The sequence below is a fragment of the Amycolatopsis sp. FBCC-B4732 genome, from assembly GCF_023008405.1.
In the GTDB taxonomy this organism is placed as follows: Bacteria; Actinomycetota; Actinomycetes; order Mycobacteriales; family Pseudonocardiaceae; genus Amycolatopsis; species Amycolatopsis pretoriensis_A.
In genome coordinates, this window is the sequence record NZ_CP095376.1 from 245,016 (window position 1) to 271,337 (window position 26,322).

The window sequence follows — 26,322 nt, forward strand, 5'->3', positions numbered from 1 at the left end:
TCTAGCTGTAGACGATGCGGCGCAGCTGCCGCTCGGACAACGCGGGCGCGGCGACGAGGCGCCCGCGGAGCTCGGCGGCGATGAGCGGGAAGATCTCGGGGTTCTTCCGCCCTTCGGCCTGCAGCTCGGTGTGCCGTCGCCGGACGTAGGCCTCGGTGGGCGTCCGGTAGAAGGCGAGGACGTCGTCGACGACCCGCGCGGCGACCCCGGGCGGGAGCCCGGTGGACGCGGCGACGCGATCGACGATCTCGGTGTCCGGCACGTCGGCCATCATGCACTGCTTGGATGGCGAAACCCAAATTCTTGCCCGAAATCGGGCAAGTTTGCTTCGATCAAGGGGAGACGCACGGTCGCGTGCGGGAGGATCCCCAGCTCCACCAGGGCGGCCTTGGCCATCGCGGTGCCGGGGCCGGCGTGCATGACGGCGTCGATCACCGGGTTGAGCGCGTGCTGGATCCGGCGCGCCGACGCCAGGTCGCCGGCGCGCACCGCGCGGATGAGGTCCGCGGTGCGGTCCGGCACGACGTTGCCCACCACGCTGACCAGGCCCGCCGCGCCGCACGCGAGGTACGGGAGGTTCAGCTCGTCGATGCCGCAGTAGTACGCCAGCGACGTGCGGGCCAGCACGGTCATCGCTTCGAAGAGGTCGCCCTTGGCGTCCTTCACCGCGCGGACGCGGGGGTGGCCGGCGAGCTCGACCAGGGTCTCCGGCGCCATGGCGATGCCGGCCCGCGCGGGGACGTCGTAGAGCATCACCGGCAGCTCGGTGGCGTCGGCGACCGCGAAGCAGTGGGCGAGCACGCCCGCCTGCGTCGGCCGCGAGTAGTAGGGGCAGACGAGCAGCAGCCCGCCGGCGCCGGCCGCCTCGGCGTCGCGGGCGCGGCGGACGCTCTCGGCGGTGTCGTGGGTGCCGACCCCGGCGATCACGGTCGCTTGGCCGCGGGTCCGGGCCACCACGCTCCGGACGAGCCCGGCCGACTCGGTCGCGCTCAAGGTCGGGGCTTCGCCGGTGGTCCCGCCGACGACCAGGCCGTCGGCCCCGCCGGCGAGCAGGTGGTCGACGAGCCGGGTGAGGCCGGGTTCGCTGAGCGTGCCGCCGGGCCCCATCGGGGTGACCATCGCGACGAGGTTGGCGCCGAAGTCCGTCATGGCGTCGACCCTGCCCGCGGTGAATGCTGCGGTCCAGCGATGCTTTTTTGCCGGTACTGCGTAGCCTGGCTTCATGATCGAGGTCGGTGCACTGCGGGCGCTGCGTGCGGTGGCGGCGCTCGGCACGCTGGCGAAAGCGGCCGATGAGCTGGGGTTCACGGCGTCGGCGGTGTCGCAGCAGCTCAAGCGCCTGGAACGGCAGGTGGGCCTGCCGGTCCTCGCCCCGGCGGGCCGCGGCGTCGTGCTGACCCCGGCCGGCCAGGCGATCGCCGACTCGGCGCCGGAGGTGTTCCAGGCACTGGAGCGCTGCGCCGAAGCGGCCCGATCGGTGTCGGAGGGCGCGCCCCGCGGCACGCTGCGCGTGGCCGCCTTCTCGACCGGCATCCGCGGCCTGCTCGCCCCGGCACTCGGCCGGTTGTCCGCGCGGTGCCCGGAGTTGCGCCTCGACATCACCGAGCAGGACCCGGACCAGGCCCTGCGCAGCGTCGACGCGGGGACGGCCGACCTCGCCCTGATCCACGACGCCGACGGCCTGCCGGCCGTGCTCCCGCCGTCGTTGACGCAGCGGCACGCGCACACCGACGTCGGCGACGTGGTGCTGAGCCGCCACCACCCGCTGGCGGCGGTGGACCGGCCGCTCGGTGCGGAGCTCGCGGGCCACGCGTGGGTGACGAGCCCGCCGGGAACCGTGTGCCACCAGTGGTTCCGGCGCCTGTTCGAGACGGTGCCGGAGGTCCGCCACCTGGTCGACGACTTCGCGACGCAGCTGTCATTGGTGGCGGCGGGCGAGGTGATCGCGCTGATCCCGAGGCTGGCCCGGCCGCCGTTGGGGGAGGAGCTCGTGTCACGGCCGTTGCGGCGCCCGCCGAAGCGGGAGGTGCACGCGGCTTGGCGGCGAAGCGCGGACACGAGCCCGGCGATCCGGGCGGTGCTGGCGGAGGTGGTTACTCGGCCTTCTCCTCCGGAGCACGCCGGCTGAAGAGCGGGCCCGCCGCGCGCCCCGTCACGAAGATCGCGACCACCGAAACCGCACCCGCGCCGAGCGCGACGCTGGCCTGCGTCGGTGCGCCGTGCCCGATGAACTGAGCGGCGATCAGGGCGAAGACGACGAGCGCGCCGAACCCGAGCAACGCCGAAGCCGCCCGGAAGCCGAACCAGGCCCACTCCAGCCGTCTCCGGTGCCGGGCTTCGACGACCTCCGCGTCGTGCCGTTGCCCGAGCCGCAGCTCGACCAGCTTCAGGACCCGATCGGCGCTGTCGGGTTGTTCCTTGTAGAGGTCACGCACGTGTTCGAGCACCCGCATGCCCAGCCACTCGTCGACCAGCGAAGAGCCCGACGTGGTCTGTTCGGTCATCGTCGGTCCCCTGCTTCCGGCGCGAGGGCGGCGTGCTCCGAAACGACCAGGGCGAACTCGCCGAGAACGTCCCGGGTGGCACCGGTGACGTCCCGGCAGGCGGCCACGACATCGGTCGCCGGGTGGTGCCGCGGTGGTGGCACCAGGCCGAACGCGCGGGCGAGAGCACGTACCCAGCCGCGCCGGGGTTCCGGTGGGGCTTCTTCCCGGGCTGCCTTGCGGAGCAGGAGGGCGGCCTCGAGGTCGTCGCGCGCGGTGCGCCGGCCACGGCGGGGCCCGGGCACGCCGGAAGTCGACAGCCGCCAGATCTTCTTGAACAGCCGCGCTCTGGTCGGGCCGATCGCGCCGGCTGGGATCTCGGTGTAGCGCGCGACATCGGCGTAACCGGAGCCGCCGCGCAAGATGACCAGGAGCAGGTGCCGCTCGGTCACCGACAAACTGCTCAAGGTCCGGTCGACTTCGGAATACCGGCCTGCCGGGTACTCCCGCACCGCCCGCAGCACCCAAGCGATCAGCGAGTCCTCGTCGTCGATGCGGTGCACCTCCCGGCGCAAGCGGGCGGGTACGTCCGCCGCGATCGATTCGCCGGTCGGGGGATCGATCCCCGCGCCTCGAACCAGCGTCGTCAAGAACGGTTCGACCATGGCCAGGAGGTCCGACCAAGCGGCTTCGTCGCCGTCGCGGGCGGCGGCCAGCAGTGCCGAAGTGCGCTCCCGGCCGGCCTGTTCCCGCCACTGCGGCGTCACTGAGGTCCGGCCGGGTTCGTCCACCTTCCCACTGTCGCCGTGGCCGTCCCGCCCGGCAAGGGGCCGGTCCGGTGACCGACGCCTGGCACGGCGGCGCGGAAGCGGGCTAAGCTCGCCGGCGAACGGGTGCGGCGTCGGAACGCCCGTTCGGCGACTTCCCTTGGCGCACCAAGCGGAGGAGTGCGCCTTGCCCACGTTCGCCGGGATGAGCCTGCCGGTCGCCAGTCTCGATCGCTCGCTTCCCTTCTACGAATCCCTCGGGTTCACCACCGAAGTCCGCAACGGCCGGTTCGCGCTGCTGCGGCTCGGGGCCGGCACCCTCGGGCTCCTCGAGCTCGGTGACGCCGTCGAACGGGACAGTGGCCGGCTGCGGGCGTTCGTCCAGGTCGAGCTGCTCGCCGACGACCTCGACGAGCTGTACGCCGACTTCATCGCCCGCGGGGTGCCCGTTTCCGGGCCGCCCCGGGACCGCGGATTCGAACGGCAGCTCCAGCTGCGGGACCCGGACGGCTTCACCGTCGAGTTCGCCGACCGCAGCCCGCGCCAGTCAGGGGCCGGAGGTCGGCCGCCGGGTTCGGGAGGCCCTGTGCTCTTGACGTACGATTCCGGCACCGGCGGGAGGGGGCAGGGGTGTTCGGTCGGAAGAAGAGACTCGACGATCTGAACGATCTGATGGCGCAGCTGAGGCCCGACCTGAGCCGGGAATCGCTCGGCGTCGGCCCCGATTTCCCGGGCGTCGCCCCGAACCCGCTCCTGAGCGGTGGTGCGCGGAATCGCACCGCGGAACTGCGTGCGGGGGTGCTCGCGCTCGGCGTTCTCGTCGACTGGCGGGAGGTCAACAGCAATCCCCGCGTGGTCCTGATGTTCGACGTGGAGACCGCCGACGGCCTCTCGTTCCGCGGTATCGCGGACGAAGACCTCACGCTCACCGAGTTCACCCGGCTCGCCCCGGGACAGACGTGGCCCGTGCGCTACCGGCCGGCCGTCATGGACCACTACGTCGCCCTTGCCCGGGACGCGGATCCCGCCCACGTGCAGCAGCTTTCCGATCGGATCGCCGGCCGCAAGCGGACCTGACCCCGGGTGACGGCGCGGGAGCTTTGTCCCCCACGTCCTAACCGTGCGCGGTGATGGCCGCTTCGGCGCTCGGGTACGTCGGGAAGAAGTCCGCCAGCCCGATCAGGCCGAACGTCCGGCTGAGCCGGGCGGGGACGGCCGCCAGCGCCACGCCGGCACCCGCCGTCTCGGCGACGTTGCGGGCCGCGATCAGGGCGGAAATGCCGCTGGAGTCGCAGAACGTCACGCCGGCCAGGTCGATCACCAGCAGCTGCCCGCGGTCCAGGGGCGCGGAGGCGATCGCGGCGCGGAGGCGGGGTGCCGTCGCCACGTCGAGCTCGCCTTCGACCGTGACCACCGGGCCGGATGCGGTGGTCCGGGAGGTGGTCGAAAACTGGGTCACGATGGATCGCCTCCGGGGAGCGGGATGCTCAGCGCGAGCAGCGCGGTGTCGTCGTCGACGCCGTCGCCGAAGCCGGCGAGCAGCTCGGTCACGGCCGCGACGACCGCCGGTGCGGTGGTGGGCGCGCGGCCGGTCAGGTACGCCTGCAGCTGCTCCCCGCTGTAGCGGGTGCGGCCGTGGGTGCGGGCTTCGGTCAGCCCGTCGCTGTAGAGGAGCAGGGTGTCGCCCGGCGCCAGCCGGACGTCCACGGTGGCGAAGCGCGCCTGCGGGAACGCGCCGACCAGCTGCCCGCCCGGGATGTCGAGGAACGCCGACGTGCCGTCGGCGCGCAGCAGCAGGGCCGGCGGGTGGCCGCCGGAGCCGAGGGTGACCGCCGCGCCGTCGTCATCCGGGCGGACGACGCCCTGCACGACCGTGCAGTAGCGCGGGTCCGCACCGCGGTATTCCTGGTGCAGCACGGTGTTGAGGTGCGCCAGCACGGTGGCCGGCGCCGGGTCGTACGCCGCGGCCGCGCGCAGCGTGTACCGCGCCAGCGACGTCACCACCGCCGCGCCGGCGCCCTTGCCGGAGACGTCGCCGAGGAAGAACCCCCACGCGTCGCCGGTCAGCGCGAACAGGTCGTAGAAGTCGCCGCCGACCTCGTCGGCCGACGCGGGGTGGTAGTACGCCGCGACCCGCACGCCCGGCACCTCGGCCAGCGCCGGCGGCAGCAGGGTCTGCTGCAGCGTCCGCGCCAGCCGCTGCACCCGGTCGCGTTCGCGTTCGGCGGCTTCGCGCGCCCGCAGCAGCTCCTGCTCGTAGGCGCGCCGGTCCCGCGCGTCGAAGACGGTGGTGCGGATGAGCTGCGGCTGCCCGTCGGTGCCGACCTTGACCGTCGACGTCACGAGCACCGGCAGCCGCGTGCCGGTGGCGGTCTTCAGCTCGAACGCGACCCCGCCGAGCTGGCCCTGCATGCGCAGCAGCGGCGCGAAGTGCGTCTCGTGGTAGATCCGGCCGCCGACGGTCAGCAGGTCGGCGAACCGGCGCCGCCCGACGACGTCCTCGCGCTCCCAGCCCAGCCAGCCGAGCAGCGTGGCGTTGATCTTCGCGATCGTGCCGTCGAGCAACGTCGAGAGGTACCCGCAGGGCGCGTGCTCGTAGAGGTCTTCGGCGCTGTCTTCGAGCAGCGCCGAGAACGCCGGGCCGGCCTGGTCACCGGCGTCGCACATCATGGCCGGTCCACGAACGCGGTGATCGCGGCGGCGGTGGCCTCCGGCGCGCTGAGCTGCGGGCAGTGCCCGGTCGCGTCCAGCGTGACGAGCACGCTGCCCTCGATCCGCTCGTGCGTGAACTGCCCGACCTCCCGCGGCGCGATGGCGTCCTGCGCGCACTGGACGACCAGCGTCGGCACGGAAACCTTCGCCAGGTCGGCGCGGTTGTCGGAGAGGAACGTCGCCCTGGCGAACACCCGCGCGATCGTGGGATCGGTGCGGCAGAAGCTGTTCGTCAGCTCCTCGCCGAGCTCCGGGCGCTCCGGGTTGCCCATGATCACCGGCGCCATCGCCGCCGACCAGCCCAGGTAGTTGGAGTCGAGCGCTTCGAGCAGCTCGTCGATGTCCTCGCGGCTGAACCCGCCCCGGTAGTCCCCGTCGTCGAGGTAGCACGGCGACGGCGTCAGCAGCACCAGCTTCGCGAACCGGTCCGGCTCCCGGTTGGCGGCCAGCACCGCGATCATCGCGCTGACCGAGTGCCCGACCAGGACGACGTCCCGCAGTTCGAGCTCGTGGCAGATCGCCAGGACGTCGTCGGCGTAGCCGTCGAGACCGCTGTAGCGCCCAGCGGTCCACGCCGAGCTGTCCGACTGACCGGCCCCGGTGTGGTCGAACAGCACCAGCCGGTAGCGCTCGGCGAGCGGCGGGACGACGAGGCGCCAGAGGTTCTGGTCACAGCCGAAGCCGTGCGCGAGCAGCAGAGTGGGGCCGTCCTCGTTACCGGCGACGACGACGTTGTTCCGGTGGCGCATGCTCACCGGCACATCCTCCCACCCGGCGGCCCGGATCGCGTGGTTCAGCGGGCGAGAGCTTCGTCGCGGGTAGCCGTGACGGCCAGTGCCTCGCGCAGGCCGGTCAGCTGCAGGGTCCGGGCGACGACGCTGCGCTCGGGCGCGACGACCCGCACCCGGGTGGCGGTGCCGGCGCCGCGGCGGGCTTCGAGCAGGGCCGTGATGCCGATGGAGGCCAGGAACGAGACCCCGGTCAGGTCGATCACGAGCAGTTCCGGCGGGTCGGCGAGCGCCGCGGTGATGCCTTCGCTCAGCACCGACGCGCTGAGCAGGTCGACTTCGCCGGCCACGTCCAGGACGACCGCGCCGCCGACGCGTTCGGGCGTCACGCGCACCAGGTCCTGGGGCCGGAGCCGATTGCCGTCCGTGCTCACCTGGTGCTCCTCCTCTGCCTGGTTTCCACCGAATGGTGGCTTACCCAGACCGGGTGACGGCCAAACCTCGCCACCTCCGGCGCTCGGGCCAGGGGAGATGTCCGTCTCGCGGGGCCGGCGGGGTGTAACGGATCACCCGGTCGGCCGATAGCCCGATCGTGTCCGGGCGTGGCCCGGCCCTCATGAACGGACTATCCGATGCGACGCCTGTCCCTCGCCGCCGCCCTCGCGGCCGGCACCCTCGCCCTCGCCGCCTGCTCCGGCACCTCCGGCACGGTGGAACCCGCCGGGGCCACCTCCTCCGCGGCCGCCGCCGCGCCCAGTTCGACCGCGCCGCCGGCGCTCGAGGCCGCCAAGGTCGGGTCCGCCGTGGCCGACGCCGCCAAGCAGGCGTCCTCGGTGCGCGTGAAGGGCACCATGGCGAGCGAGGGCAACATCAACCTGGACCTGCAGCTCAACCAGGACAGCGCGAGCGGCACCGTGGTCAAGGACGGCATCGAGATCCCCGTCCTGCGCGTCGGCGACAAGTACTTCTTCCGCTTCACCGACTCGCTGGTGAAGGAGGCCGGCATCCCGGCCTCGATCGGCAAGAAGCTCACCGGCAAGTGGGTCCCGTCCACCGCCAAGATCGGCGCCGGCATCGGCGACGCCTTCAAGGTGTTCCTCGACTACAAGTCGTTCACCGAGAACACCGTCGGCGAGCTGGCTTCCGCGAGCTTCACCGGCGGCGAGCCCACCACGCTCGGCGGCGTCCCGGCGCTGAACTTCACCAGCCCGGACGGCACCGCCACGGTCGCCGCCGACGCGCCGCACTACCTGCTGCGCATGCAGGACCCCAAGAGCGGCGCCATCGAGTTCAGCGACTGGAACAAGCCGGCCCCCGTCGAGGCGCCCCCGGCGTCGGAGATCTACTCCGGTCCCGGCGCCTGAAGCCGGACGGGGACGCCGCCCCGGACCGTGCCCAGGTTGGTCAGCGCGACGTTCTCCAGGCCGTTGCCCGGACCGCCGTCGCTGGTCACCGCCAGCGCGAGCGTGTTGCGCCCGTGCGGGTCGAGGACGCCGGTCGGCAGCACGAACGTGTGCTGCGGGCCGACGTCCGCGACGTACTGCCCGAGGTTCCACCCGTTGACGAAGATCAGCGCCCGGTAGCGGCCACCCGATCGCGGGACCGCCGGGTCGCCGATGGTCAGGCCCAGTGAGGCGTCGTGCCCCTTCGGCACGGCGAGGGTGAAGTCCTTGCGGTACCAGGTCGTCCCGGGTGCCGCGGTGGCGGCGGGGACCTGCCCCGCCGCCCACCCCGCGTCGGAGTGGCGGGGCAGGGTCCAGCCGGCCCGTTCGCCGTCGAGGCCGCCGTTGTTCAGCGGGCCCCGCACGGGATCCGTGACGCCGCCGCGGATCTTCCACGCGACACCGTCGAGCGACGCCGAGATCAGCCCGCGCCCCTCCTTGTGGGCGTCGTTGACGCCGCCGTCCTCGTTGTGGCCGTTGTTCCGCACCATCACCGACAGCACGTGGCCGCCGTCGCCGCGCAGGTCGGCCGGCACGGTGAAGCTCGCGGTGCCGGTCGTGGGCGGCGAAGCGAGCGCGCTCGGCAGCACGTGCTGGCCGAGGTACCGCCCGTCCAGCCACGCCTGCAGCATCCCGGCGCCGCCCCCGCCGTAGCCGAAGCTCAGCGACTCGGGAACCAGGCCGCCGAAGTGCCCGCGGTACCAGACGTCGCCGGTGTGGAAGCCGTAGTCGTCCGCGGTGAGCGCGGGTTTGTCCGCGGGCTGCCACGCCGAGTCGTCGTAGGCGGCCGCCGCCTCGGGCGAGCCCGGGGCCTGCTTCCAGCCGGTCAGCGCGGGCAGGGGCACCGCGTCCGGGCCGGGGAGCCGGGCCGCCGCCAGCAGGCTCGACGACGACGTCCGCCGGGCCGGGACTCCCCGCCCGTTCCACGTGGCCCGCGTGCCCGGGCCCCACACTTCGAGGTCGCCGGCCTGGGCGGTGTCGCCGGTCAGGGCGAGCACGCTTCCGTCGAGGCGGGCCGTCCGCAGCAACGCGGGCCCGCGGACCAGGGCGGGACCCTGGCGCCAGAACGTGTCGGCGGTGGCGTCGTCGGCGAGCAGCAGGGTGACCGGTGGCCGGCCGCCACCGGACACGCGGACCCGGGAGAGTCCTTTGTGGACGTAGTTCAGCCGCAGGTCGCCGCGCGCGGCGTCCCAAGTGGACGTCACGTTCCCGGCCAGTACCTCGACCTTCGGCTCCCGGCTGTAGCGCAACGTCGTCTCGCCGTCCTCGCCCGGCCGCCCGTGCAGCAGGGCGGTTTCCCGGACCGCGGTCATGATCTCCGACGTCGAGTACACCAGGTGCTGGCCCGCCAGCTCGAAGTTCGCCACCAGCTGCTTGGCGTCCTGGCCGTGCACCCGCAGGGTGCCCGCCTGCGGCACGGTGTAGGAACCGTCCGGTGTGGACACCGGGAACGTGAAGGCGTCGTCCGTGGTGTCCTTGGACGGGTTGTGCATCGGCACGTAGAAGTGCGTGAGCGTGTCCGGGTTGACGTTGTGGTACACCTTCACCGCCGTCGACGACGGGGCGATGGCCGCTGCCTTGTCCTGCTTGGTGATCGGCGGCACCGCCTGCAGGAAGTAGCCCAGTTCCTTCATCGTGAACGCCTTGGGCCGCAGCTGCCGGGCCTCGTCGATGGCCGCGCCGTAGTCGTAGGAGCTGAAGACGACCGGTGCCGGCAGCCAGCCCCACGACGTGCCACCGAAGGTCATGTAGAAGTTCTGGACGGTGAGCCCGTTCGCGATGTTGGTGCCGTAGAAGACGCGCTCGTACCCGGGGCCCTGGCGGACGGCCGTGCACGGATAGGTGCCGTTGCTGCCCCAGTAGTCGAACCAGCCGCCGCCGAACTCGGCGGTGAAGCCGGGGGTGTTCGGCGACGCGCTCGCGCCGCCTTTCGCTCCGCCCGGGCCGTACAGACCCCAGTCCGGTGCGGTGTTCGGGGTACCGGGCGTGGCGTCGGGGCGGCAGGTGCCGCCGGGGTAGGTGTCCCACGCGTAGAGGTCGACCTTGCCGGGCACGGTCCCCGGCACGCCGGAGTCCGGCGGCACCCAGATCCCGTTGCGGCCCTTGTCGTTGTGGAAGATCGGCACGCCGATGCCGTCCGCGCGGACCTTGTCGTAGAGGTGGGCGATGTAGTCGCGCTGGCTTTGGCCGGTCGCGGCCAGTTCGTTCTCGATCTGGTACAGGATCACCGGACCGCGGCCGTCGACGTACTGGTGCCGCGCGATGACGCGGTCGATCGCGGTCAGCCACTCGTCGGCCGCGGCCAGGTAGTCGGGGGCGTCGCTGCGGGCCGTGCCCGCCTGGGTGGTCAGCCAGCCGGGGAAGCCGCCGCCGGTGACCTCGGCGTTGATGTACGGGCCGGGCCGCGCGATCACGTACAGGCCGGCCTCGCGGGCGAGGTCGAGCACCTTGTCCATGTCGCGGACGCCGGTGAAGTCGTACACGCCGGGCGCGGGCGAGTGGTAGTTCCAGTCGAAGTAGATCGACACGGCGGTGTAGCCGGTCGCCTTCATCTTCTGCAGCACGTCGCGCCAGAGGTCCGGGCTGGGCAGCCGGAACGGGTGGAACTCGCCGGACCAGACGAACTCCCGCCGTCCGTCGAGCAGCATCGAATACTTGTCGAACGTGATCCGGTGCTTCGCGGTGGTGACGGCCGCGGCGGCGGTGGGCGCGGTGCTCAGCCCGGCCGCGGTGACGAGAACGAGGAACAGGGCGAGCAGACGCCTCATCGTCGAAGCCTTCCGGGACGCAGGAACCGCGCGAGCGGCGAGCGGGCCTCGGCGACGGCATCGGCGACGAGCGCGGCGTACCGCTCGGCGCCGTACCGGCTGAGGTGGGTCGCGTCGTCGACGCCGTCGTGCGCGAGGGTCAGGTAGAGCGGCCACGAAGCGGCTTCGCCGAGGCCTTCGACGAGGGCCTGGCTGCGGGCGGTCAGGTCGAGCAGCGGGATCCCCTCGCCCCGGGCGACGTCCCGCATGACCGCGGGCAGGTCGACGCCCAGGTTTCGAAGGTGCAGTCCGCCGCGGCCGTCGAGCCAGTGCAGCCGGACCTCGGGATCGGTCGCTCGCGCGGCGGCCGGGCGCGCGACGGCCGTGGCGGCCAGCGCGGACACGCCACCGAGGAAGACGCGCCGGGTGAGCGGGAACTGCGGGGACATCGCCGGCCTCCGGTCAGCTCGCGACCGCTGTGGTCGAGCCGATTCAAGCCAGCGGCGTCCGGGCTTGTCAACCTCGGGGACCCGATCAGTCCAATACCTCAGTAAGCGCTTTCTCGGGAAACCGCCGGTCCTCAAACCCGCACCCGCGTGCTAGCGTGGGAGCGCTCCCAGATCGAACTGTCCTGTCGAGCGGTACTCCAGGAGGTCGGTATGAAGTGGCGTTTTCCCCGCGCGGCCGTGGCCGGCCTGCTGCTGGCCGCCTGCGCTGTCGTGGCCCCCACGCCGGCCGGCGCGGCCACGCCCACGCGCGTCATGGCGCTGGGTGACTCCATCACGGGGTCGCCCGGGTGCTGGCGGGCCCTGCTGTGGCGGCACCTCCAGCAGACCGGGCACACCGACGTCGACTTCGTCGGCACGCTGCCGCCCCAGGGCTGCGGGTTCACCTACGACGGCGAGAACGAAGGCCACGGCGGCTTCCTCGCGACCGGGATCGTGCGGGACAACCAGCTGCCCGGCTGGCTGTCCTCGACGCACCCGGACGTCGTCCTGATGCACCTGGGCACCAACGACGTCTGGAACGGCATCGCCGCGAGCACGATCCTGGACGCCTACACCACGCTGCTGGGGCAGATGCGCGCGAGCAACCCGGCGACCAAGCTGATCGTCGCGAAGATCATCCCGATGAACCCGTCGAACTGCGCGGCCTGCGCCCAGCGGGTGGTCGACCTGAACGCCGGCATCCCCGCCTGGGCCGCGGCGCACAGCACGGCGGCGTCCCCGATCACCGTCGTCGACCAGTGGACCGGGTTCGACACCGCGGCCGACACCACCGACGGCGTCCACCCCAACGGCACCACCGGGATCGCGAAGATGGAGAGCAGGTGGTACCCGGCCCTGGTCGCGGCGCTGAGCCCGGCCACGCCGGCCGCCACCGGGCTGCACGTCGACGGCACCCGCGTGCTCGAGGCGAACGGCGCCGCGTTCGTGATGCGCGGGGTCAACCACCCGTACGCCTGGTACACCGGCCAGAACAGCGCCTTCGCGAACATCAAGTCCTTCGGCGCCAACACCGTCCGGGTCGTGCTGGGCAGCGGCAAGCGGTGGGGACCCACGTCGGCGGCCGAAGTCACGAACATCATCTCGCTGTGCAAGCAGTCCCGGCTGATCTGCGTCCTGGAAGTGCACGACACCACCGGCTACGGCGAAGAAAGCGCGGCGGCGAGCCTCGACCAGGCCGCCGACTACTGGATCAGCATCGCGAGCGCGTTGAAGGGCCAGGAAAACCACGTCGTCGTCAACCTCGGCAACGAGCCGTTCGGCAACAACGCGCAGGTGAGCGCGACTTGGGCGAGCGCGACGTCGAGCGCCATCACGCGGCTGCGCGGTGCCGGGCTGCAGCACCTGATCATGGCCGACGCGCCGATGTGGGGCCAGGACTGGCAGAACATCATGCGCGACGACGCGGCCTCGGTGCTCAACGCCGATCCGCAGCACAACACGGTGTTCTCGATCCACATGTACGGCGTCTACGACACCGCGGCGGAGATCACCGCCTACTTCGACGCGTTCCGCACCGCCGGGCTGCCGCTGGTCGTCGGCGAGTTCGGCAACATGCACAGCGACGGCAACCCCGACGAGGACACGATCATGGCCCAGGCGCAGGCCCGCGGTCTCGGCTACCTCGGCTGGTCGTGGAGCGGCAACGGCAGCGACGTCGCCTACCTCGACATGACCAACGGCTTCGACCCCACCAGCCTGACCGCGTGGGGCGAGCGGTTCCTCAACGGCACCAACGGCGTCCGCCAGACGTCGAAGGAAGCGACGATCTACGGCGGGGGCACCGTCGACACGCAAGCGCCGACGACGCCGGGCACCCCGGCCGTCTCGGGCGTGACCTCCTCCGGCGTCACGCTGAGCTGGACGGCCTCGACGGACAACGTCGGCGTCACCGGCTACGACGTCCTGCGCGCGCCCGGCGCGTCCGGCGGCACGTTCGCCGTGGTCGGCTCGGCCGCGTCGACGACGTTCACCGACTCGGGCCTGACCGCCTCCAGCACGTACCGCTACCAGGTGCGGGCCAAGGACGCCGCGGGGAACATCTCGGCCGCGTCCGGTGCGGCGTCGGCGACGACCGGCGCGGGCGGCGGGAGCGGGGCGTGCAAGGTCGCCTACGCCGCGCCCGGCTGGGGTGGCGGCAACGGGTTCACCGCCTCGGTGACCATCACCAACACGGGTACGAGCCCGGTGACCGGCTGGACGCTGGCCTTCACCTACACCTCGGGTCAGCGGGTGACGCTGCCCGGCTGGGGCGCGACGTTCACCCAGTCCGCCGCCGGCGCGGTGACCGCGACGAACCTGGACTGGAACGGCACCCTCGCGCCGAACGCCTCGACCGGCATCGGTTTCAACGGCACCTCCAGCGGCACCAACCCCGCGCCGGCGTCCTTCGCCCTGAACGGGAGCACTTGCACGATCGGCTGATCGAGTCTACTTCGGACGGAGAAGGTCATGTCCTTGCGCACATCCGCCCTCAGCCGGCTGCTGGCCGTGGGCCTGCTGGCGGCCGGGCTCGCCCCGGCCCCGGCCGGCGCGGCCGCCGCACCGCAGATCGACGAGCTGAACCGCGGGGTGATCAGCGTCCACAGCACGGCGGGCAACCGGGTCGGCTGGCGGCTGCTCGCCGGCGACCCGGCCGGGGTGGCGTTCGCCGTCTACCGCGACGGCACCCGGGTGACCACGACCGCGGCCGGCGGCCCGACCGGCTACCTGGACGCCGGGGCGCCCGCAGGGGCGAAGTACACCGTGCACGCGGTCGTCGACGGCGTGGAGCGGATGTCGGCGTTCGCCGCGGAGGAGTCGCTGTCGCTCGACAGCACGGCCGCGGCGAGCACCCGTGACGTGCCGATCCAGGTCCCGGCCGGCGGCACGACGCCGTCGGGCGAGAGCTACACCTACAGCGCGAACGACGCTAGCGTCGGCGACCTGGACGGCGACGGGCAGTACGAGTTCGTCGTGAAGTGGGATCCCAGCAACGCCAAGGACAATTCGCAGTCCGGGTATACCGGCAACGTCTACGTCGACGCCTACCGGCTGGACGGCACGCGCCTGTGGCGGATCGACCTCGGCCGCAACATCCGCGCGGGCGCGCACTACACGCAGTTCCAGGTCTTCGACTACGACGGCGACGGCAAGGCCGAAGTCGCGATGAAGACCGCGGACGGCACGCGCTCGGGCACCGGCCAGGTCATCGGCAACGCGAGCGCGGACTACCGCAACTCCAGCGGGTACGTGCTGTCCGGCCCGGAGTTCCTGACCGTGTTCAACGGCCAGACGGGCGCGGCGGCGGCCACGGTGAACTACGACCCGCCGCGCGGCACGGTGTCGTCGTGGGGCGACAGCTACGGCAACCGCGTCGACCGCTTCCTGGCGGGCACGGCGTACCTCGACGGCTCGCGCCCGAGCCTGATCATGAGCCGCGGCTACTACACGCGCACGGTGATCGCGGCCTGGGACTTCCGCGGTGGCGCGCTGACCGAGCGCTGGAAGTTCGACTCGAACACGGCCGGCTCGCAGTACACCGGCCAGGGCAACCACCAGCTGGCGATCGCCGACGTCGACGCGGACGGCCGTGACGAGATCGTCTTCGGCGCCATGGCGATCAACGACAACGGCAGTCCACTGTGGAACACCCGGCTCGGCCACGGCGACGCGATGCACGTCGGCGACCTGATCCCGGGCCGGCCGGGGCTGGAAGAGTTCAAAGTGGACGAAGACACGTCGAAGCCGGGCGCCTGGATGGCCGACGCGAAGACCGGGCAGATCCTGTGGCAGTTGCCGTGCGGCTGCGACAACGGCCGCGGGGTGTCGGACGACATCTGGGCGGGCAGCCCGGGTGCGGAGTCCTGGTCGTCCGGGGTGGCGGGGCTGCTGAACACGAGCGGCCAGAACACCGGGCGCAAGCCGTCGTCGGCCAACTTCGTCGTCTGGTGGGACGGCGACGCCCAGCGCGAACTGCTGGACGGCACGCACATCGACAAGTACGGCACCGGCGCGGACACGCGCCTGCTGACGGCGTCGGGCGTGCACGCCGACAACGGCACGAAGAACACGCCCGCGGTGCAGGCGGACCTGTTCGGGGACTGGCGCGAGGAAGTCGTCTGGGCGACGTCGGACAACCGGGCCCTGCGCATCTATTCGACGACCGACCCGACGAGCATCTCGCACGTGTCGCTGATGCAGGACCGGCAGTACCGGGAAGCCGTGGCGTGGCAGAACACCGCGTACAACCAGCCGCCGCACCCGAGCGTCAATCCAGCGTGACGGGCGCCGAGCTTTCGAAGCGGTAACCGACCCCGCGCACGGTGGTGATCGGATCGAGGTGCGGCTCGAGCTTCGCCCGCAGCTTGCGGACGTGCACGTCGACGGTCCGGTCGTTCCCGTCCTGCCGCGGCCACAACGCGCTCTTGAGCGCGGTGCGGGTGAAGACGCGGTCGGGGTGGGCGCGCAGGTAGTGCAGCAGATCGAATTCGAGGCGGGTCAGCTCGAGCGGGCGACCCAGCAGGATCGCCCGCCTCGAGCGGGCTTCGATCCGCAGGAGGGGATCGGGAACGGCCCGCAGGTGCCGGCGCGAGCTGACGACGTCGACACTCGCGACGCCGTCGAGCGCACTGGCCAGCCGAGCGGCGACGGTGGCGGCGTCGACGGCCCGGCCGACGAGGTCGATCCGAATCCCCACGTGCAGAACCTCGGCGTCGGCTCGCCGTTCCGGCAGGATCTTCATGCGGACAGATTGTCGAGGTCCGACCGGGGAAAGGGGTAGTGCGCCCGGCTGGTGAAACGACTTGCTTCCCGCCGGGCCGGCCGCGGGGCAGGATGACCACCGTGGTGGAGATCAGCTTCCTGACCGAGTCCGACCGCGCCGCCTGGGAAGTGCCGGCCCGCGGGAAGGACACCTACTTCGCCGTCGACCGCGCGGCCGCCGACTACGACCGGACCTGGCGGCGCCTGCTCGACGACGACCGGATCCGCGGCATCGCCGCCCGCCTCGACGGCTTCGCGCACTACCTCTTCCACGCCAGCGTCTGGTACTCCGGCAAGTGCTAGCTCGCCGACTTGTTCGTGGCTCCCGGGGCCGGCGCCAGGGCGTCGCGACCGCGGTGCTCGGCTGGGTGGCGCGCGACGCCGAGGAGCAGGGCTACCCGGGTCTCTACTGGAACACCCTCGAAGACGCCCCGGCCCGCGCGCTCTACGACCGGGTCGGCCGGCTGCACGAAGGGCTCATCCACTACGGCTACCGCCGCGGGCCGGGCTGATTCCCAGCATGTGGGTGCGGTCCGCCGGACTGGTTAGAGTCCGGGCGTGACCTCGACGATCCGCGCCGCCGCGCTCGTGCTGATGGCCGTCGTCGTGCTCGCCGGGTGCCGCCACGACCCGCCCGCCGCACCGGGAAAGCGGTGGCCCGTGGTCGCCGAGGCGGGCGGGCCGCAGCTTCAGTCCAGTCCGAGGTGATCGCGCAGGGTCGTGCCGGTGTAGTCGGTGCGGAAGGAGCCGCGCTCTTGTAGCAGTGGGATGACTGTGTCGGCGAATTCGTCCAGGCCGCCCGGGGTCATGTGCGGGACGAGGATGAACCCGTCGCTCGCGTCGGCTTGTATCGGGGAATCGGTGGGCTGAGGCGGCCGAGCTGAGCCGGGGTCAGTCGAGTCCGAGGTGATCGCGCAGGGTCGTGCCGGTGTAGTCGGTGCGGAAGGAGCCGCGCTCTTGTAGCAGTGGGATGACTGTGTCGGCGAATTCGTCCAGGCCGCCCGGGGTCACGCGCGGCACCAGGATGAACCCGTCGCTCGCGTCGGCTTGCACCGGGGAATCGGTGGGCTGAGGCGGCCGAGCCGAGCCGGGGTCAGTCCAGTCCGAGGTGATCGCGCAGGGTCGTGCCGGTGTAGTCGGTGCGGAACGAGCCGCGCTCCTGCAGCAGCGGGACCACCGCGTCGGCGAACTCGTCCAGGCCGCCCGGGGTCACGTGGGGCACCAGGATGAACCCGTCGCTCGCGTCGGCCTGCACCAGCTCGTCGATCGCGTCGGCGACCGTCGACGGCGAGCCGATGAACGTCTGCCGGGCCGTGACTTCGATGATCAGCTCGCGGATCGACAGGTTCTTCGCCTCCGCCAGCTGCCGCCACTCCCGTGCCGTCGCCAGCGGGTCGCGGTACATCCGGACGCTCGCGCGGCCGCGGGCGATCGTGTGGTCGCCGAGGACCGGGTCGGACTCCGGCAGCGGGCCGTCCGGGTCGTACGAGCTGAGGTCGGTGTTCCACAGCTGCTCGAGGAACTTGATCGCGGTCTGCCCGCTGACCTGCTGCCGCCGGACGACGTGGGCGCGCTCGTGGGCGTCCGCGTCGGTGTCGCCGAGGACGAACGTCGCCGCCGGCAGGATCACCAGCTGCTCCGGCGTCCGGCCGTACTTCGCCAGCCTGCTCTTGACGTCGGAGTAGAACGCCTGCCCCGCTTCGAGCGTGCCGTAGCGGCTGAAGATCGCGTCGGCGGTCGCCGCGGCGAACTCGCGGCCCTCCTCGGAATCCCCGGCCTGGATGATCACCGGACGGCCCTGGGGGCTGCGCGGCACCGGGAACCGGCCCTCGATGTCGAAGTGCGCGTCGTGGTGGGCGAACGCGCCCGCCGACGGGTCACGCAGGAACACCCCGGTTCCGGCGTCGGCGGCGACCTCGTCACCGCGCCAGGAGTCGAACAGCTCCCACGCCGTGCGCAGGAACGTCTCCGCGCGCTCGTAGCGCTGGTCCTGCGGCAGGAAGCCGCCGCGGCGGAAGTTCTCGCCGGTGAAGGCGTCCCACGACGTGACGACGTTCCAGGCCGCGCGCCCGGCCGAGAGGTGGTCCAGCGACGCGAACTGCCGGGCCACCTCGAACGGCTCGTTGAACGTCGAGTTGATCGTCCCGGCCAGCCCCAGCCGCTCGGTGACCGCCGCCAGCGCCGACAGCACGGTGAACGTGTCCGGGCGGCCGACGACGTCGAGGTCGTAGATCTCCCCGTTCTGCTCGCGCAGCCGCAGGCCCTCGGCCAGGAAGAAGAAGTCGAACTTCGCGCGCTCGGCGGTCTGCGCGAGCTTGACGAACGAGCTGAACTCGATGTGGCTGCCGGCCGCGGGGTCGCTCCACACGGTCGTGTTGTTGACGCCGGGGAAGTGCGCCGCGAGGTGGATCTGCTTGCGGGTCATCTCGGTCCTCCTCAGACGGCGGCGTAGCGGTTGGCCGGGCGGGCGAGGCCGAGCAGCCCGCGCAGGGTGCTCGCCTCGTACCCGGTGCGGAAGGCCCCGCGGCCCCGCAACTCGGGTACCAGTCCCCGGGTGATGGCGGTCAGGTCGTGCGGCACCGCGCCCGGCCGCAGCCGGAAGCCGGACAGCCCGGCCGCCTGCCAGTCGAGCAGGAGGTCGGCGAGCCCGGCCGGGGTCCCGGTGAAGACGTGCGCGTCGGAGGTGTACCGGGCGCCGGACAGCTCGTCGAGCCGCGCCTTGCGGTCCGCGGCCGCCTGCTCGGTCTCGTCGAGGAACACGACGACGTCGCCGAAGACGTGCAGCGTCTCCGCGCCGCGGCCGGCGAGCTCCTGCTCGTCCCGCACCTCGGCGACGATCGACGCGGCCCGCGCGCGGTCGGACGGCGTCACGTAGACGACGTCGGCGGAGCGGGCGGCGAGCCGGTAGGGGACGGCGGCGTGGGCCAGCGCGGTGACCGGCGGCTGGCCCTGCGGCGGCCGCGGCGTGATCGACGGGCCCTTGACCGAGAACCAGCGGCCCTCGAAGTCGATGTAGTGCAGCTTCCCGCGGTCGACGAACCGGCCGGTGGCGACGTCGCGGATCTCGGCGTCGTCCTCCCAGCTGTCCCACAGCCGGCGCAGCACCTCGACGTAGTCCGCGGCCTCGTCGAACAGGTCGCGCAGCGGGCTCGGCTTGCCCGGCTCCGCGGAGTCCTCGAGCCGGAACTCGCCGAACTCGCGCCGCCCGAAGTGCCGGTTGTCCTCGGCGCGCCCGGCGACCTGCACGCGGACGCCCGCGCGGCCGGTGCTGACGTAGTCGAGCGTGGCGATCGCCTTGGACAGGTGGAACGGCTCGGTGTGGGTGACGACGGCGGTCGGCACCAGCCCGATGTGCGAGGTCAGCGGCGCGACGCGGGCGGCGATCAGCACCGCGTCGAGCCGTCCCTGGACGATGCCGTCCCGCTCGCCCGGCCGGTCGAGGGGCTGCACGGTCTGCAGGGCCAGCGAATCTTCGAGGGTGACGAAGTCCAGCAGGCCGGCCTCGGCTTCGCGGACGACGTCGGTCCAGTAGCCCGCGGTGAGCAGCTCACCGGGCCGCGCGCCGGCTTCCCGCCAGGCGGCGGGGTGCCACCCGGCCCCATCCAGCGCGACGGCGATCCGTGGTCCTGTCATCCCCGCGTCCCTTCTCTCGGCCCGTCCCCGTAGTGTGCGCCGGTTGCCGCGGGACGGGCCGGAGCGGCCAGTGGCTGGGACGAGCCGGGTGCGCCGGGAATAAACCGCGGATCAGCCGACTTCGTTCAGCTTCCCGGTGGCGACGTCGAAGACGAACCCGCGCACCGAGTCCTTCTTGGGGACGAACGGGCTGCCCTTGATCCGCGCGATCGACTGGCGGACGTCCTCGTCGAGGTCGGAGAACGCTTCCGCGGCCCACGCGGGCTTGACGCCGACGTCCTGCTGGATGGACCTTTTGAAGTCGTCGTCGGTGAAGGTGAGCATGCCGCAGTCGGTGTGGTGGATGAGGATGATCTCCTCGGTGCCGAGCAGCCGCTGGCTGATGGCGAGCGAGCGGATCTCGTCCTCGGTGACGACGCCGCCGGCGTTGCGGATCACGTGCGCCTCGCCTTCCTGCAGCCCGAGCACGCCGTAGACGTTGATCCGGGCGTCCATGCAGGCGAGCACGGCGACGTGCTTGGCGGGCGGCAGCGGCAGCGGCCCGGCGAAGCGCGCGGCGTATTCGGCGTTGTTGGCGAGCAGCTCGTCGGTGACCGACATGGTGGTCCCTTCCGCGTGGATGTGGTGGGCCGAGTGGACGCGTCGCGTGCACCCGTGCGCAACCGTGCCCACCACCTGGACTGTCCACTGTGGATTTCGGTTCCGCTCCGTGGACGTCCTGGCCGGGCGGTCGCGCCGCCGCCGACAATGCCCCGCATGACGAGCGAAGAAACGGCGTACGACCGGACCCGCCTGGCCCAGTGGCGGGACGGGGAGGCACGCCTGCCGGGACTGAGCCGGCGAGACCTGCTGCGGCTGACCGCGGCCGGTGGTCTCGCGCTGGCCGCGGGCACGGCCACACCGGGGGCGGCCGCCGCGGAACCGGGACCGATCGTGAAGCCGCTGCCGCCCGAGCTGTTCGACGTCCACGGCACCAACGCCGAGATGCGCTGGGAGTCGATGCGCGGCCAGGGCTACCTGACGCCGGTCGACCGGTTCTTCGTCCGCGACCACACCTCCACGCCCCTGCTGGACGCCGCCGCCTGGCGGCTGAAGCTGTTCGGCTCGGGCCTGCGCGGCGCGCCGACGGCCGGGGCGCCGATCGAGCTGTCGTACCGCGACCTGCGCGCGCTGCCGTCGGAGACGATCACCGCGTTCGTCGAATGCACCGGCAACGGCCGCGCGTTCTTCACCGGCCAGCAGGGGCAGACGGTCAGCGGGACGGCGTGGAAGCTGGGCGCGGTCGGCGTGGCGCGCTGGCGCGGCGTCCGGCTCGCGACGGTGCTCGCGCGGGCCGGGCTGACCCGCGACGCCGTCGACGTCCTGCCGGAAGGGCTCGACCACGACTACACCGCGGCGGGGGTGAACCTCGGCAAGGTGCGGCGGCCGCTGCCGGTGGGCAAGGCACTGCAGGACACCCTGCTGGCCTACGAAATGAACGGCCGGCCGCTGCCGCCCGACCACGGTTTCCCGGTGCGGCTCGTGGTGCCGTCGTGGGCCGGGATCGCGTCGATCAAGTGGCTCGGCCGGATCGAGGTCTCGGCGACGCCCCTGGTGTCGCCGTGGAACACGCAGTTCTACCGGCTGCTGGGCCCGGACTACCCGCCCGAGGGCACGCTCGTCACCGAACAGGTGGTGAAGAGCGCGTTCGAGCTCCCGTGGGACGCGACGCTCGCGGCCGGGCAGCGGCAGGTGCTGCGCGGCCGGTCCTGGTCGGGCCACGGCCGGATCCGGCGGGTCGAGGTGAGCACGGACGGCGTCACGTGGGCGCCCGCGAAGCCGATCAGCCCGGCACTCGACCGCGGCTGGCTGCAGTGGGAGTTCCCGTGGCGGCCCCGCACGGCCGGGTCGTACACCCTGCGGGCGCGCGCCACCGACGTCACCGGCACCCGGCAGCCGGACGTCTCGCCGTACAACACGCAGGGGTACCTGTTCGGCGCGGTCGTCCGGCACCCGGTGACGGTGGCCTGACCAGGGCAGCCCGAGGTGCTCCCGCAGCGTCGTGCCCTCGTATTCGGTGCGGTGGACGATCCGGAACGGGAAGTACGCGGAGGTGCTGAAGCGGTGGCACCTGACGTCGGAGGCCCTGCTCGCGTCGGAGATCAACCCGCAGGTCCGTCCATTGTGGATTCTGGTGCGCTCAGCAGTGCGTTTCCATCGCGTCCTCCTTCCCCGTCGTGCTTCCGACGGTAGGAAGGGAAGCGGGAGCGGAAGGCCGCCGTCGCAGTGAAAAACCGGCCGGCAACGACCCTTGACAACGGGGTGCGGCCGAACGGGCCCGGCGCGTTCAGCGGATGCGGCGGGCCCGTTCGCGGCAATTCTGCAACGCCGCTGGCCCCGCGCGGACTCCCGGGTGTTCGCTGGAGCGGGAGGGCGTGCGATGCGGAAGGTGAACGCGGGACGGCGGATCAGCTGGCTGCTGCGGACGAACCGGGTGCTCGGCGCCCGGCCACGCTACCGCCGCCTCGCGGCCTTCGCTGCGGATTTCGACGCCGATGGCGTGACGCCCTCGGTGTCCGTCAGCACCCTGTCCCGCTGGGAGAACCGCGTCACGACCGTGCCGGGCGCGGCGGTGCGGCGCTACGAACAGCTGCTCGACCTGCGTCCCGGCCTGCTCGCCGCGGTCAACGACACCGTCGCGCGCTACCTCACGCCGCCGACCCAGGCCGTCCCGCCGTGGGCCCGGCACCGGCGGCCGAACCCGGGCGCGCCGCTCGACGAGCTGGTCGACCTGGCCGTCACCGACGCCGTCCTCGGCAGCGAGGAATGGGACCGCCTGACCGAGCTCCTCGCCTGCCGGCCGCAGCTGATCCTGAGCCCCGCGTCGACGTGGGACCGGCTCTCGGAGCGGCTGCTCACCGAGATGTGCATCGCGGACGGCGTTTCGTGGATGCGCCGGGCCGAGGCGTTCCACCGGCTCATCGTGCACCCGGTCGGCCAGCAGGCGGCGATGACCACGGCCGCCGCCGCGGCGGCCGACACCTCCGCGCAGAGCCTGATCGGCACCCTCGGCGTCTTCAGCGCGAGCGCCCACCCCGACGCGAGCTCGTCGGTCGTCCGGCACCTCACCGACCCGCTGACCGACCGGACGTTCTACGGAGCCCTGCTGACCAGCGTCAAGAAACTGCGGTTCGGGCACTTCGACGACCGCCAGACGGCGGCCCTGCTGCCGATCCTGTGCGCGCTCGTGGCGGCGGGCGGCGGCGAGCGGACGTCCCTGGCGGCCCGGTTGCTGCAGCTGCTGCCCCGCGAGCTGCAGGCGAAGGTCCCGAGCCGGGTGTGGGCCGCGGCGACGGCGGCGCTCTGGCCGGCGGCGGCCCCGGTCGCGGAACGGCTGTCCGCCGAGACCCTGGAAGCGATCGAGGAGCCGCCCGCCGACCCGCTGCTGGCCGTGTTCGTCGACGAAATGCTGCACGACCCGGTGTTCGACGTCCGGCTGTGCACGATGTTCCTGCTCTACGCGACGCCGTACCGCGCGCCCTTGGCGCACGCGCTGGCCCGCGAACTGGTCACCACCCTCCGGCGGCGCGGCCGCCCCGACTGGGTCCAGCGGCTCCTCGACGCACTGCGCATCCTCGGCGGCGCGGAGGAACGACGGCTGATCGAAGCGATGGTGCTGTCCGAACACCTCGGACCCGCGGTGCGCGATTCCGCCGCGTACGCACTGGGCCACGTGGGCGGCGCGAGCCCCGACGACTTCTACCGCCGGGCGTTCGCGTTGCACGCGCGCCACGAGGAGGGCGCGCACTCGACGTCGGTGCTGGACCGGCTGGTGTACTGCATGGGGATCACCGACCGCCGCGCCCTGCTCGGCGAAGTGGTCACCCGCCCGGAACTCCCAGCCCGCATCCGCACGGCGGCGACGTGGTGGACCGGGCTGCCGGCCTACATCCGGGAGAGCGCGGCGCTCTAGCCCGAGATAGTTTCAACTTTGACTACCTGTCGTGGCCGCGTTAGGCTGCGCCCCGTGCAGGACGTGACCGCCGCCGAGCTGGACTTCTGGTCCTTCGTGGCGCTGGCCAACCGGCGGCTGGCCGAGGAGTACGGCTTCCGGCACCAGCTCGCCACCGAGGTGCTGCTGACCCTCAACCGCGCCTCCGACCTGGTCACCTACGACCTCGAAGCCGCCGTGCACCGGCCGCGCGGGCGGTCGTGGTCGGCCTTCCGGCTGCTCTTCGTGGTCTGGCTGGCCGGCCCGCTGGAGCCGAAGAGCGCCGCCCGGCTGACCGGGATGAGCCGCGCGGCCGTGTCGAACCTCGCCAAGGTGCTGGTCGCGGACGGCCTGCTCGACCGCACCCCGGACGAGCACGACGGCCGCTCGGTCCGGCTCTCGCTGACCGACGCGGGCCACGACGAGATGGTTTCGGTGTTCCAGGAGCACAACGAGCGCGAGTTCGGCTGGACGGACGCGCTCACCGAGACCGAGCAGCGCATCCTCGTGATGCTGCTCGGGAAGCTGATCACCAGCCGCGCCGGCTTCGACGCGCGCAGCCGTAGTTAGTAAAGGTGTGAACCAAGTTGGCTGAGGAGGCGCCCACCGTGATCCCCGCGCTGTTCACCGGCTTGTGCGACGACGCCGCGGTGTTCCCGCCCGGCCTGGCGCCGCTGCCGGACGCCGTCGTCGCGCACGACGGGTACTCGACGGCCTGGTACGCCGACCTGGTCGGCCCGCTGGTGGTCGCCGCCCCGGCGCTCGGCGAGCTGGCCGGCGTGCTCGGCGCCCGCGAGACGCCGTTGCCGCTCGCGGTGACGCTGCCCGGCGGCCCGGCGCAGCTGCCCGGCGTGCTGGCCGCCGTCCCCGCGCTGCCCGTCGACCTGCAGGCCCTCGAGATCGCGGTGCCGGACGGTATGGGCCCGGCCGAGGTGCTCGACGCGGTGTCCGCCGCGACCGCGCCGGTGTATGTCGAGATCCCGCGCGACGACCGGCGCGTGCCGCTGCTGCGGGCGCTCGCGGGCACGGGCCACCGGGCGAAGTTCCGGACCGGCGGCGTCCGCGCCGAGCTCTACCCCGGCGACGCCGAACTGGCGGCGGCGATCCGGGCCGCCGTCGACGCTGGCGTCCCGTTCAAAGCGACGGCCGGCCTGCACCACGCGCTGCGCAACACGGACCCGGAAACCGGCTTCGAGCAGCACGGCTTCCTCAACCTGCTGCTCGCGTCCGCCGACCCGGACCACGCCGAAGCCCGCCTCGCCGAGCGTGACGGCCGGGCGGTCGCCGCGCTGGTGCGCGACCTGCCCGCCGGCGTCCGCGCGCGGTTCACGTCGTTCGGCACGTGCAGCATCACCGACCCCCTGACCGAACTGGCCGAGCTCGGCCTGCTGCCCCGAGGAGAGGCATGACCACGATCGCGATCCCGGCGGATTCCCCCTTCGGGACCGGCAACCTCCCGTACGGCGTGTTCTCGCCCGCCGGCGGCACCCCGCGCGTCGGCGTCCGTGTGGGCGACTCCGTGCTCGACCTGGCCCGTGCACTGGGCGACGACGTGTTCGACGCGCCGACGCTGAACCCGTTCATGGCGCAGGGCCACGACCGCTGGGTGGCGGTCCGCGCGCAGCTGACGTCACTGGTGACCGGCGAGGTCCCGGACGACGCCGTGCACGCGCTCGCCGACGTCACGATGCACCTGCCGATCGAGGTCGCGGACTACGTCGACTTCTACGCGTCGGAGCACCACGCGTCGAACGTCGGCCGCCTGTTCCGCCCGGACGCGGAACCGTTGCTGCCCAACTGGAAGCACCTCCCGGTCGGCTACCACGGCCGCGCGGGCACGGTCCTGGTCTCGGGCACGGACATCGTCCGCCCCAGCGGCCAGCGCAAGGCCGACCCGGCGCCGGTCTTCGGACCCAGCACCCGCCTGGACATCGAGGCGGAACTGGGTTTCGTGGTGGGCACGGGAACGCCGTTGAACACCCCGATCTCCCCGGACGACTTCCCCCGCCACGTGTTCGGCGCGGTGCTGCTCAACGACTGGTCCGCGCGGGACATCCAGGCGTGGGAGTACGTCCCGCTGGGCCCGAACCTCGGCAAGAGCTTCGCGACTTCGATTTCGGCGTGGGTGGTCCCGCTGCTGGCCCTGGAAGCCGCGCGCGTGCCCTTGCCGGGCCAGGACCCGGAGCCGCTGCCGTACCTGCGGGAGAGCTCGCCGTGGGGCTTGGACGTCGAGCTGGTGGTGGAGTGGAACGGCGAGGAGGTCAGCCGCCCGCCGTACCGCGAGATGTACTGGTCACCGGCCCAGATGCTGGCCCACCTGACGGTGAACGGCGCGTCGTCCCGCACGGGTGACCTGTACGGCTCGGGCACGATTTCCGGCCCGGAGAAGCACCAGCGAGGGGCGTTCCTGGAACTGAGCTGGGGCGGCGCGGAACCTTTGACGGTGAAGGGCGAGCAGCGGTCGTTCCTGCAGGACGGCGACGAAGTGGTGATCACGGCAACGGCCCCGGGAGCGGACGGCACGCGCATCGCGTTCGGCGAGGTGCGCGGCCGCATCCTCCCGGCGGGGGAGTGAGTCAGCGGGCTTCGGC

At 72.6% G+C, this 26,322-nt stretch carries 28 protein-coding genes and 1 pseudogene; 14 read left to right on the forward strand and 15 right to left on the reverse strand.

Annotated features, from left to right (window positions below):
- Position 1: 1 nt before the first annotated feature.
- Entirely contained in the window at positions 2-274 is a 273-nt protein-coding gene (locus MUY14_RS00775) for a hypothetical protein (RefSeq protein ID WP_247019746.1), read from the reverse strand.
- Positions 271-1,149, reverse strand: a complete 879-nt coding sequence (gene dapA, locus MUY14_RS00780) for a 4-hydroxy-tetrahydrodipicolinate synthase (protein WP_247019748.1) — start codon at positions 1,147-1,149, stop codon at positions 271-273. Before dapA ends, MUY14_RS00775 begins: the two co-directional genes overlap by 4 nt.
- Positions 1,150-1,222: 73 nt before the next feature.
- Between dapA and MUY14_RS00785 the strand changes: the two genes are divergently transcribed.
- Entirely contained in the window at positions 1,223-2,128 is a 906-nt protein-coding gene (locus MUY14_RS00785) for a LysR family transcriptional regulator (protein ID WP_247019751.1), read from the forward strand.
- Here MUY14_RS00785 and MUY14_RS00790 read toward each other — a convergent pair.
- On the reverse strand, positions 2,094-2,504 hold the full coding sequence (locus MUY14_RS00790; RefSeq protein WP_247019753.1) for a hypothetical protein: 411 nt from the start codon (positions 2,502-2,504) through the stop codon (positions 2,094-2,096). The genes MUY14_RS00785 and MUY14_RS00790 overlap by 35 nt on opposite strands.
- Positions 2,501-3,274, reverse strand: a complete 774-nt coding sequence (locus MUY14_RS00795) for a hypothetical protein (RefSeq protein WP_247019755.1) — start codon at positions 3,272-3,274, stop codon at positions 2,501-2,503. Before MUY14_RS00795 ends, MUY14_RS00790 begins: the two co-directional genes overlap by 4 nt.
- Positions 3,275-3,437: 163 nt before the next feature.
- On the opposite strand from MUY14_RS00795, the gene MUY14_RS00800 reads away from it, so the two are divergent.
- The gene (locus tag MUY14_RS00800; protein ID WP_247019757.1) at positions 3,438-3,914 is read left to right on the forward strand and encodes a VOC family protein; all 477 of its coding nucleotides are present in this window, start codon (positions 3,438-3,440) and stop codon (positions 3,912-3,914) included.
- Positions 3,915-3,922: 8 nt separating this feature from the next.
- Positions 3,923-4,327: a hypothetical protein gene (locus MUY14_RS00805; RefSeq protein ID WP_247019760.1), complete on the forward strand. Its 405-nt coding sequence runs from the start codon at positions 3,923-3,925 to the stop codon at positions 4,325-4,327.
- A gap of 37 nt (positions 4,328-4,364) precedes the next feature.
- Here the strand turns inward: MUY14_RS00805 and MUY14_RS00810 are convergent, their stop codons facing one another.
- From MUY14_RS00810 to MUY14_RS00825, 4 genes are read right to left on the reverse strand one after another with little or no spacing between them, the layout of a single operon-like run.
- Positions 4,365-4,709 carry an STAS domain-containing protein gene (locus MUY14_RS00810; RefSeq protein WP_247019762.1) on the reverse strand — a complete coding sequence of 115 codons (345 nt, stop codon included), beginning with the start codon at positions 4,707-4,709 and terminating at the stop codon, positions 4,365-4,367.
- On the reverse strand, positions 4,706-5,920 hold the full coding sequence (locus MUY14_RS00815) for a PP2C family protein-serine/threonine phosphatase (protein WP_247019764.1): 1,215 nt from the start codon (positions 5,918-5,920) through the stop codon (positions 4,706-4,708). Before MUY14_RS00815 ends, MUY14_RS00810 begins: the two co-directional genes overlap by 4 nt.
- On the reverse strand, positions 5,917-6,717 hold the full coding sequence (locus tag MUY14_RS00820) for an alpha/beta hydrolase (protein WP_315863253.1): 801 nt from the start codon (positions 6,715-6,717) through the stop codon (positions 5,917-5,919). Before MUY14_RS00820 ends, MUY14_RS00815 begins: the two co-directional genes overlap by 4 nt.
- Positions 6,718-6,755: 38 nt before the next feature.
- Positions 6,756-7,124, reverse strand: coding sequence for an STAS domain-containing protein (locus MUY14_RS00825; RefSeq protein ID WP_247019766.1), 369 nt, complete (start codon positions 7,122-7,124; stop codon positions 6,756-6,758).
- Positions 7,125-7,322: 198 nt separating this feature from the next.
- Between MUY14_RS00825 and MUY14_RS00830 the strand changes: the two genes are divergently transcribed.
- Positions 7,323-8,054, forward strand: a complete 732-nt coding sequence (locus MUY14_RS00830) for a hypothetical protein (RefSeq protein ID WP_247019768.1) — start codon at positions 7,323-7,325, stop codon at positions 8,052-8,054.
- Here MUY14_RS00830 and MUY14_RS00835 read toward each other — a convergent pair.
- Positions 8,033-10,900: a beta-galactosidase gene (locus tag MUY14_RS00835; protein WP_247019770.1), complete on the reverse strand. Its 2,868-nt coding sequence runs from the start codon at positions 10,898-10,900 to the stop codon at positions 8,033-8,035. The two genes, MUY14_RS00830 and MUY14_RS00835, sit on opposite strands and share 22 nt — an antisense overlap.
- Positions 10,897-11,328 carry a hypothetical protein gene (locus tag MUY14_RS00840; protein ID WP_247019772.1) on the reverse strand — a complete coding sequence of 144 codons (432 nt, stop codon included), beginning with the start codon at positions 11,326-11,328 and terminating at the stop codon, positions 10,897-10,899. The genes MUY14_RS00835 and MUY14_RS00840 overlap by 4 nt, the downstream gene beginning before the upstream one ends.
- Positions 11,329-11,538: 210 nt before the next feature.
- On the opposite strand from MUY14_RS00840, the gene MUY14_RS00845 reads away from it, so the two are divergent.
- Both MUY14_RS00845 and MUY14_RS00850 read left to right on the forward strand, forming a co-directional pair.
- The gene (locus tag MUY14_RS00845) at positions 11,539-13,809 is read left to right on the forward strand and encodes a cellulase family glycosylhydrolase (protein ID WP_247019774.1); all 2,271 of its coding nucleotides are present in this window, start codon (positions 11,539-11,541) and stop codon (positions 13,807-13,809) included.
- A gap of 27 nt (positions 13,810-13,836) precedes the next feature.
- Positions 13,837-15,648: a rhamnogalacturonan lyase gene (locus tag MUY14_RS00850; RefSeq protein ID WP_247019776.1), complete on the forward strand. Its 1,812-nt coding sequence runs from the start codon at positions 13,837-13,839 to the stop codon at positions 15,646-15,648.
- On the opposite strand, the gene MUY14_RS46735 is transcribed toward MUY14_RS00850, so the two are convergent.
- On the reverse strand, positions 15,635-16,108 hold the full coding sequence (locus tag MUY14_RS46735; RefSeq protein WP_281506239.1) for a winged helix-turn-helix domain-containing protein: 474 nt from the start codon (positions 16,106-16,108) through the stop codon (positions 15,635-15,637). The genes MUY14_RS00850 and MUY14_RS46735 overlap by 14 nt on opposite strands.
- A gap of 92 nt (positions 16,109-16,200) precedes the next feature.
- Here MUY14_RS46735 and MUY14_RS00860 point away from each other — a divergent pair, with 92 nt between their 5' ends.
- Genes MUY14_RS00860 through MUY14_RS00870 form a run of 3 tightly spaced genes read left to right on the forward strand, consistent with a single transcriptional unit; the run spans position 16,201 to position 16,836 of the window.
- Positions 16,201-16,431, forward strand: coding sequence for a hypothetical protein (locus MUY14_RS00860; RefSeq protein ID WP_247019778.1), 231 nt, complete (start codon positions 16,201-16,203; stop codon positions 16,429-16,431).
- A 53-nt stretch (positions 16,432-16,484) separates the two neighbouring features.
- Positions 16,485-16,640 (forward strand): hypothetical protein, encoded by a 156-nt coding sequence (locus MUY14_RS00865; protein ID WP_247019780.1) that lies wholly within the window; start codon positions 16,485-16,487, stop codon positions 16,638-16,640.
- Between the two features lie 46 nt (positions 16,641-16,686).
- Positions 16,687-16,836 carry a hypothetical protein gene (locus MUY14_RS00870; protein WP_247019782.1) on the forward strand — a complete coding sequence of 50 codons (150 nt, stop codon included), beginning with the start codon at positions 16,687-16,689 and terminating at the stop codon, positions 16,834-16,836.
- A gap of 183 nt (positions 16,837-17,019) precedes the next feature.
- Here the strand turns inward: MUY14_RS00870 and MUY14_RS00880 are convergent.
- The 4 genes and pseudogenes from MUY14_RS00880 to MUY14_RS00895 all read right to left on the reverse strand — a co-directional run.
- Positions 17,020-17,181: pseudogene (locus MUY14_RS00880) on the reverse strand (F420-dependent methylene-tetrahydromethanopterin reductase); the annotation flags it as partial.
- A gap of 40 nt (positions 17,182-17,221) precedes the next feature.
- The gene (locus MUY14_RS00885; protein ID WP_247019783.1) at positions 17,222-18,553 is read right to left on the reverse strand and encodes an NtaA/DmoA family FMN-dependent monooxygenase; all 1,332 of its coding nucleotides are present in this window, start codon (positions 18,551-18,553) and stop codon (positions 17,222-17,224) included.
- A gap of 11 nt (positions 18,554-18,564) precedes the next feature.
- Positions 18,565-19,761 (reverse strand): LLM class flavin-dependent oxidoreductase, encoded by a 1,197-nt coding sequence (locus tag MUY14_RS00890; RefSeq protein WP_247019785.1) that lies wholly within the window; start codon positions 19,759-19,761, stop codon positions 18,565-18,567.
- Positions 19,762-19,872: 111 nt separating this feature from the next.
- Entirely contained in the window at positions 19,873-20,361 is a 489-nt protein-coding gene (locus MUY14_RS00895) for a carbonic anhydrase (protein WP_247019787.1), read from the reverse strand.
- A 156-nt stretch (positions 20,362-20,517) separates the two neighbouring features.
- Here MUY14_RS00895 and MUY14_RS00900 point away from each other — a divergent pair, with 156 nt between their 5' ends.
- From MUY14_RS00900 to fahA, 5 genes are all read left to right on the forward strand, one after another.
- Entirely contained in the window at positions 20,518-21,771 is a 1,254-nt protein-coding gene (locus tag MUY14_RS00900) for a sulfite oxidase (protein ID WP_247019789.1), read from the forward strand.
- A gap of 409 nt (positions 21,772-22,180) precedes the next feature.
- Positions 22,181-23,713, forward strand: a complete 1,533-nt coding sequence (locus MUY14_RS00905) for a hypothetical protein (RefSeq protein ID WP_247019791.1) — start codon at positions 22,181-22,183, stop codon at positions 23,711-23,713.
- Positions 23,714-23,767: 54 nt separating this feature from the next.
- Positions 23,768-24,301: a MarR family winged helix-turn-helix transcriptional regulator gene (locus tag MUY14_RS00910; RefSeq protein ID WP_247019793.1), complete on the forward strand. Its 534-nt coding sequence runs from the start codon at positions 23,768-23,770 to the stop codon at positions 24,299-24,301.
- Positions 24,302-24,318: 17 nt separating this feature from the next.
- Positions 24,319-25,140, forward strand: a complete 822-nt coding sequence (locus MUY14_RS00915; RefSeq protein ID WP_247019796.1) for a hypothetical protein — start codon at positions 24,319-24,321, stop codon at positions 25,138-25,140.
- Entirely contained in the window at positions 25,137-26,306 is a 1,170-nt protein-coding gene (gene fahA, locus MUY14_RS00920; protein WP_247019798.1) for a fumarylacetoacetase, read from the forward strand. The genes MUY14_RS00915 and fahA overlap by 4 nt, the downstream gene beginning before the upstream one ends.
- The last annotated feature ends 16 nt before the right edge of the window (positions 26,307-26,322 follow it).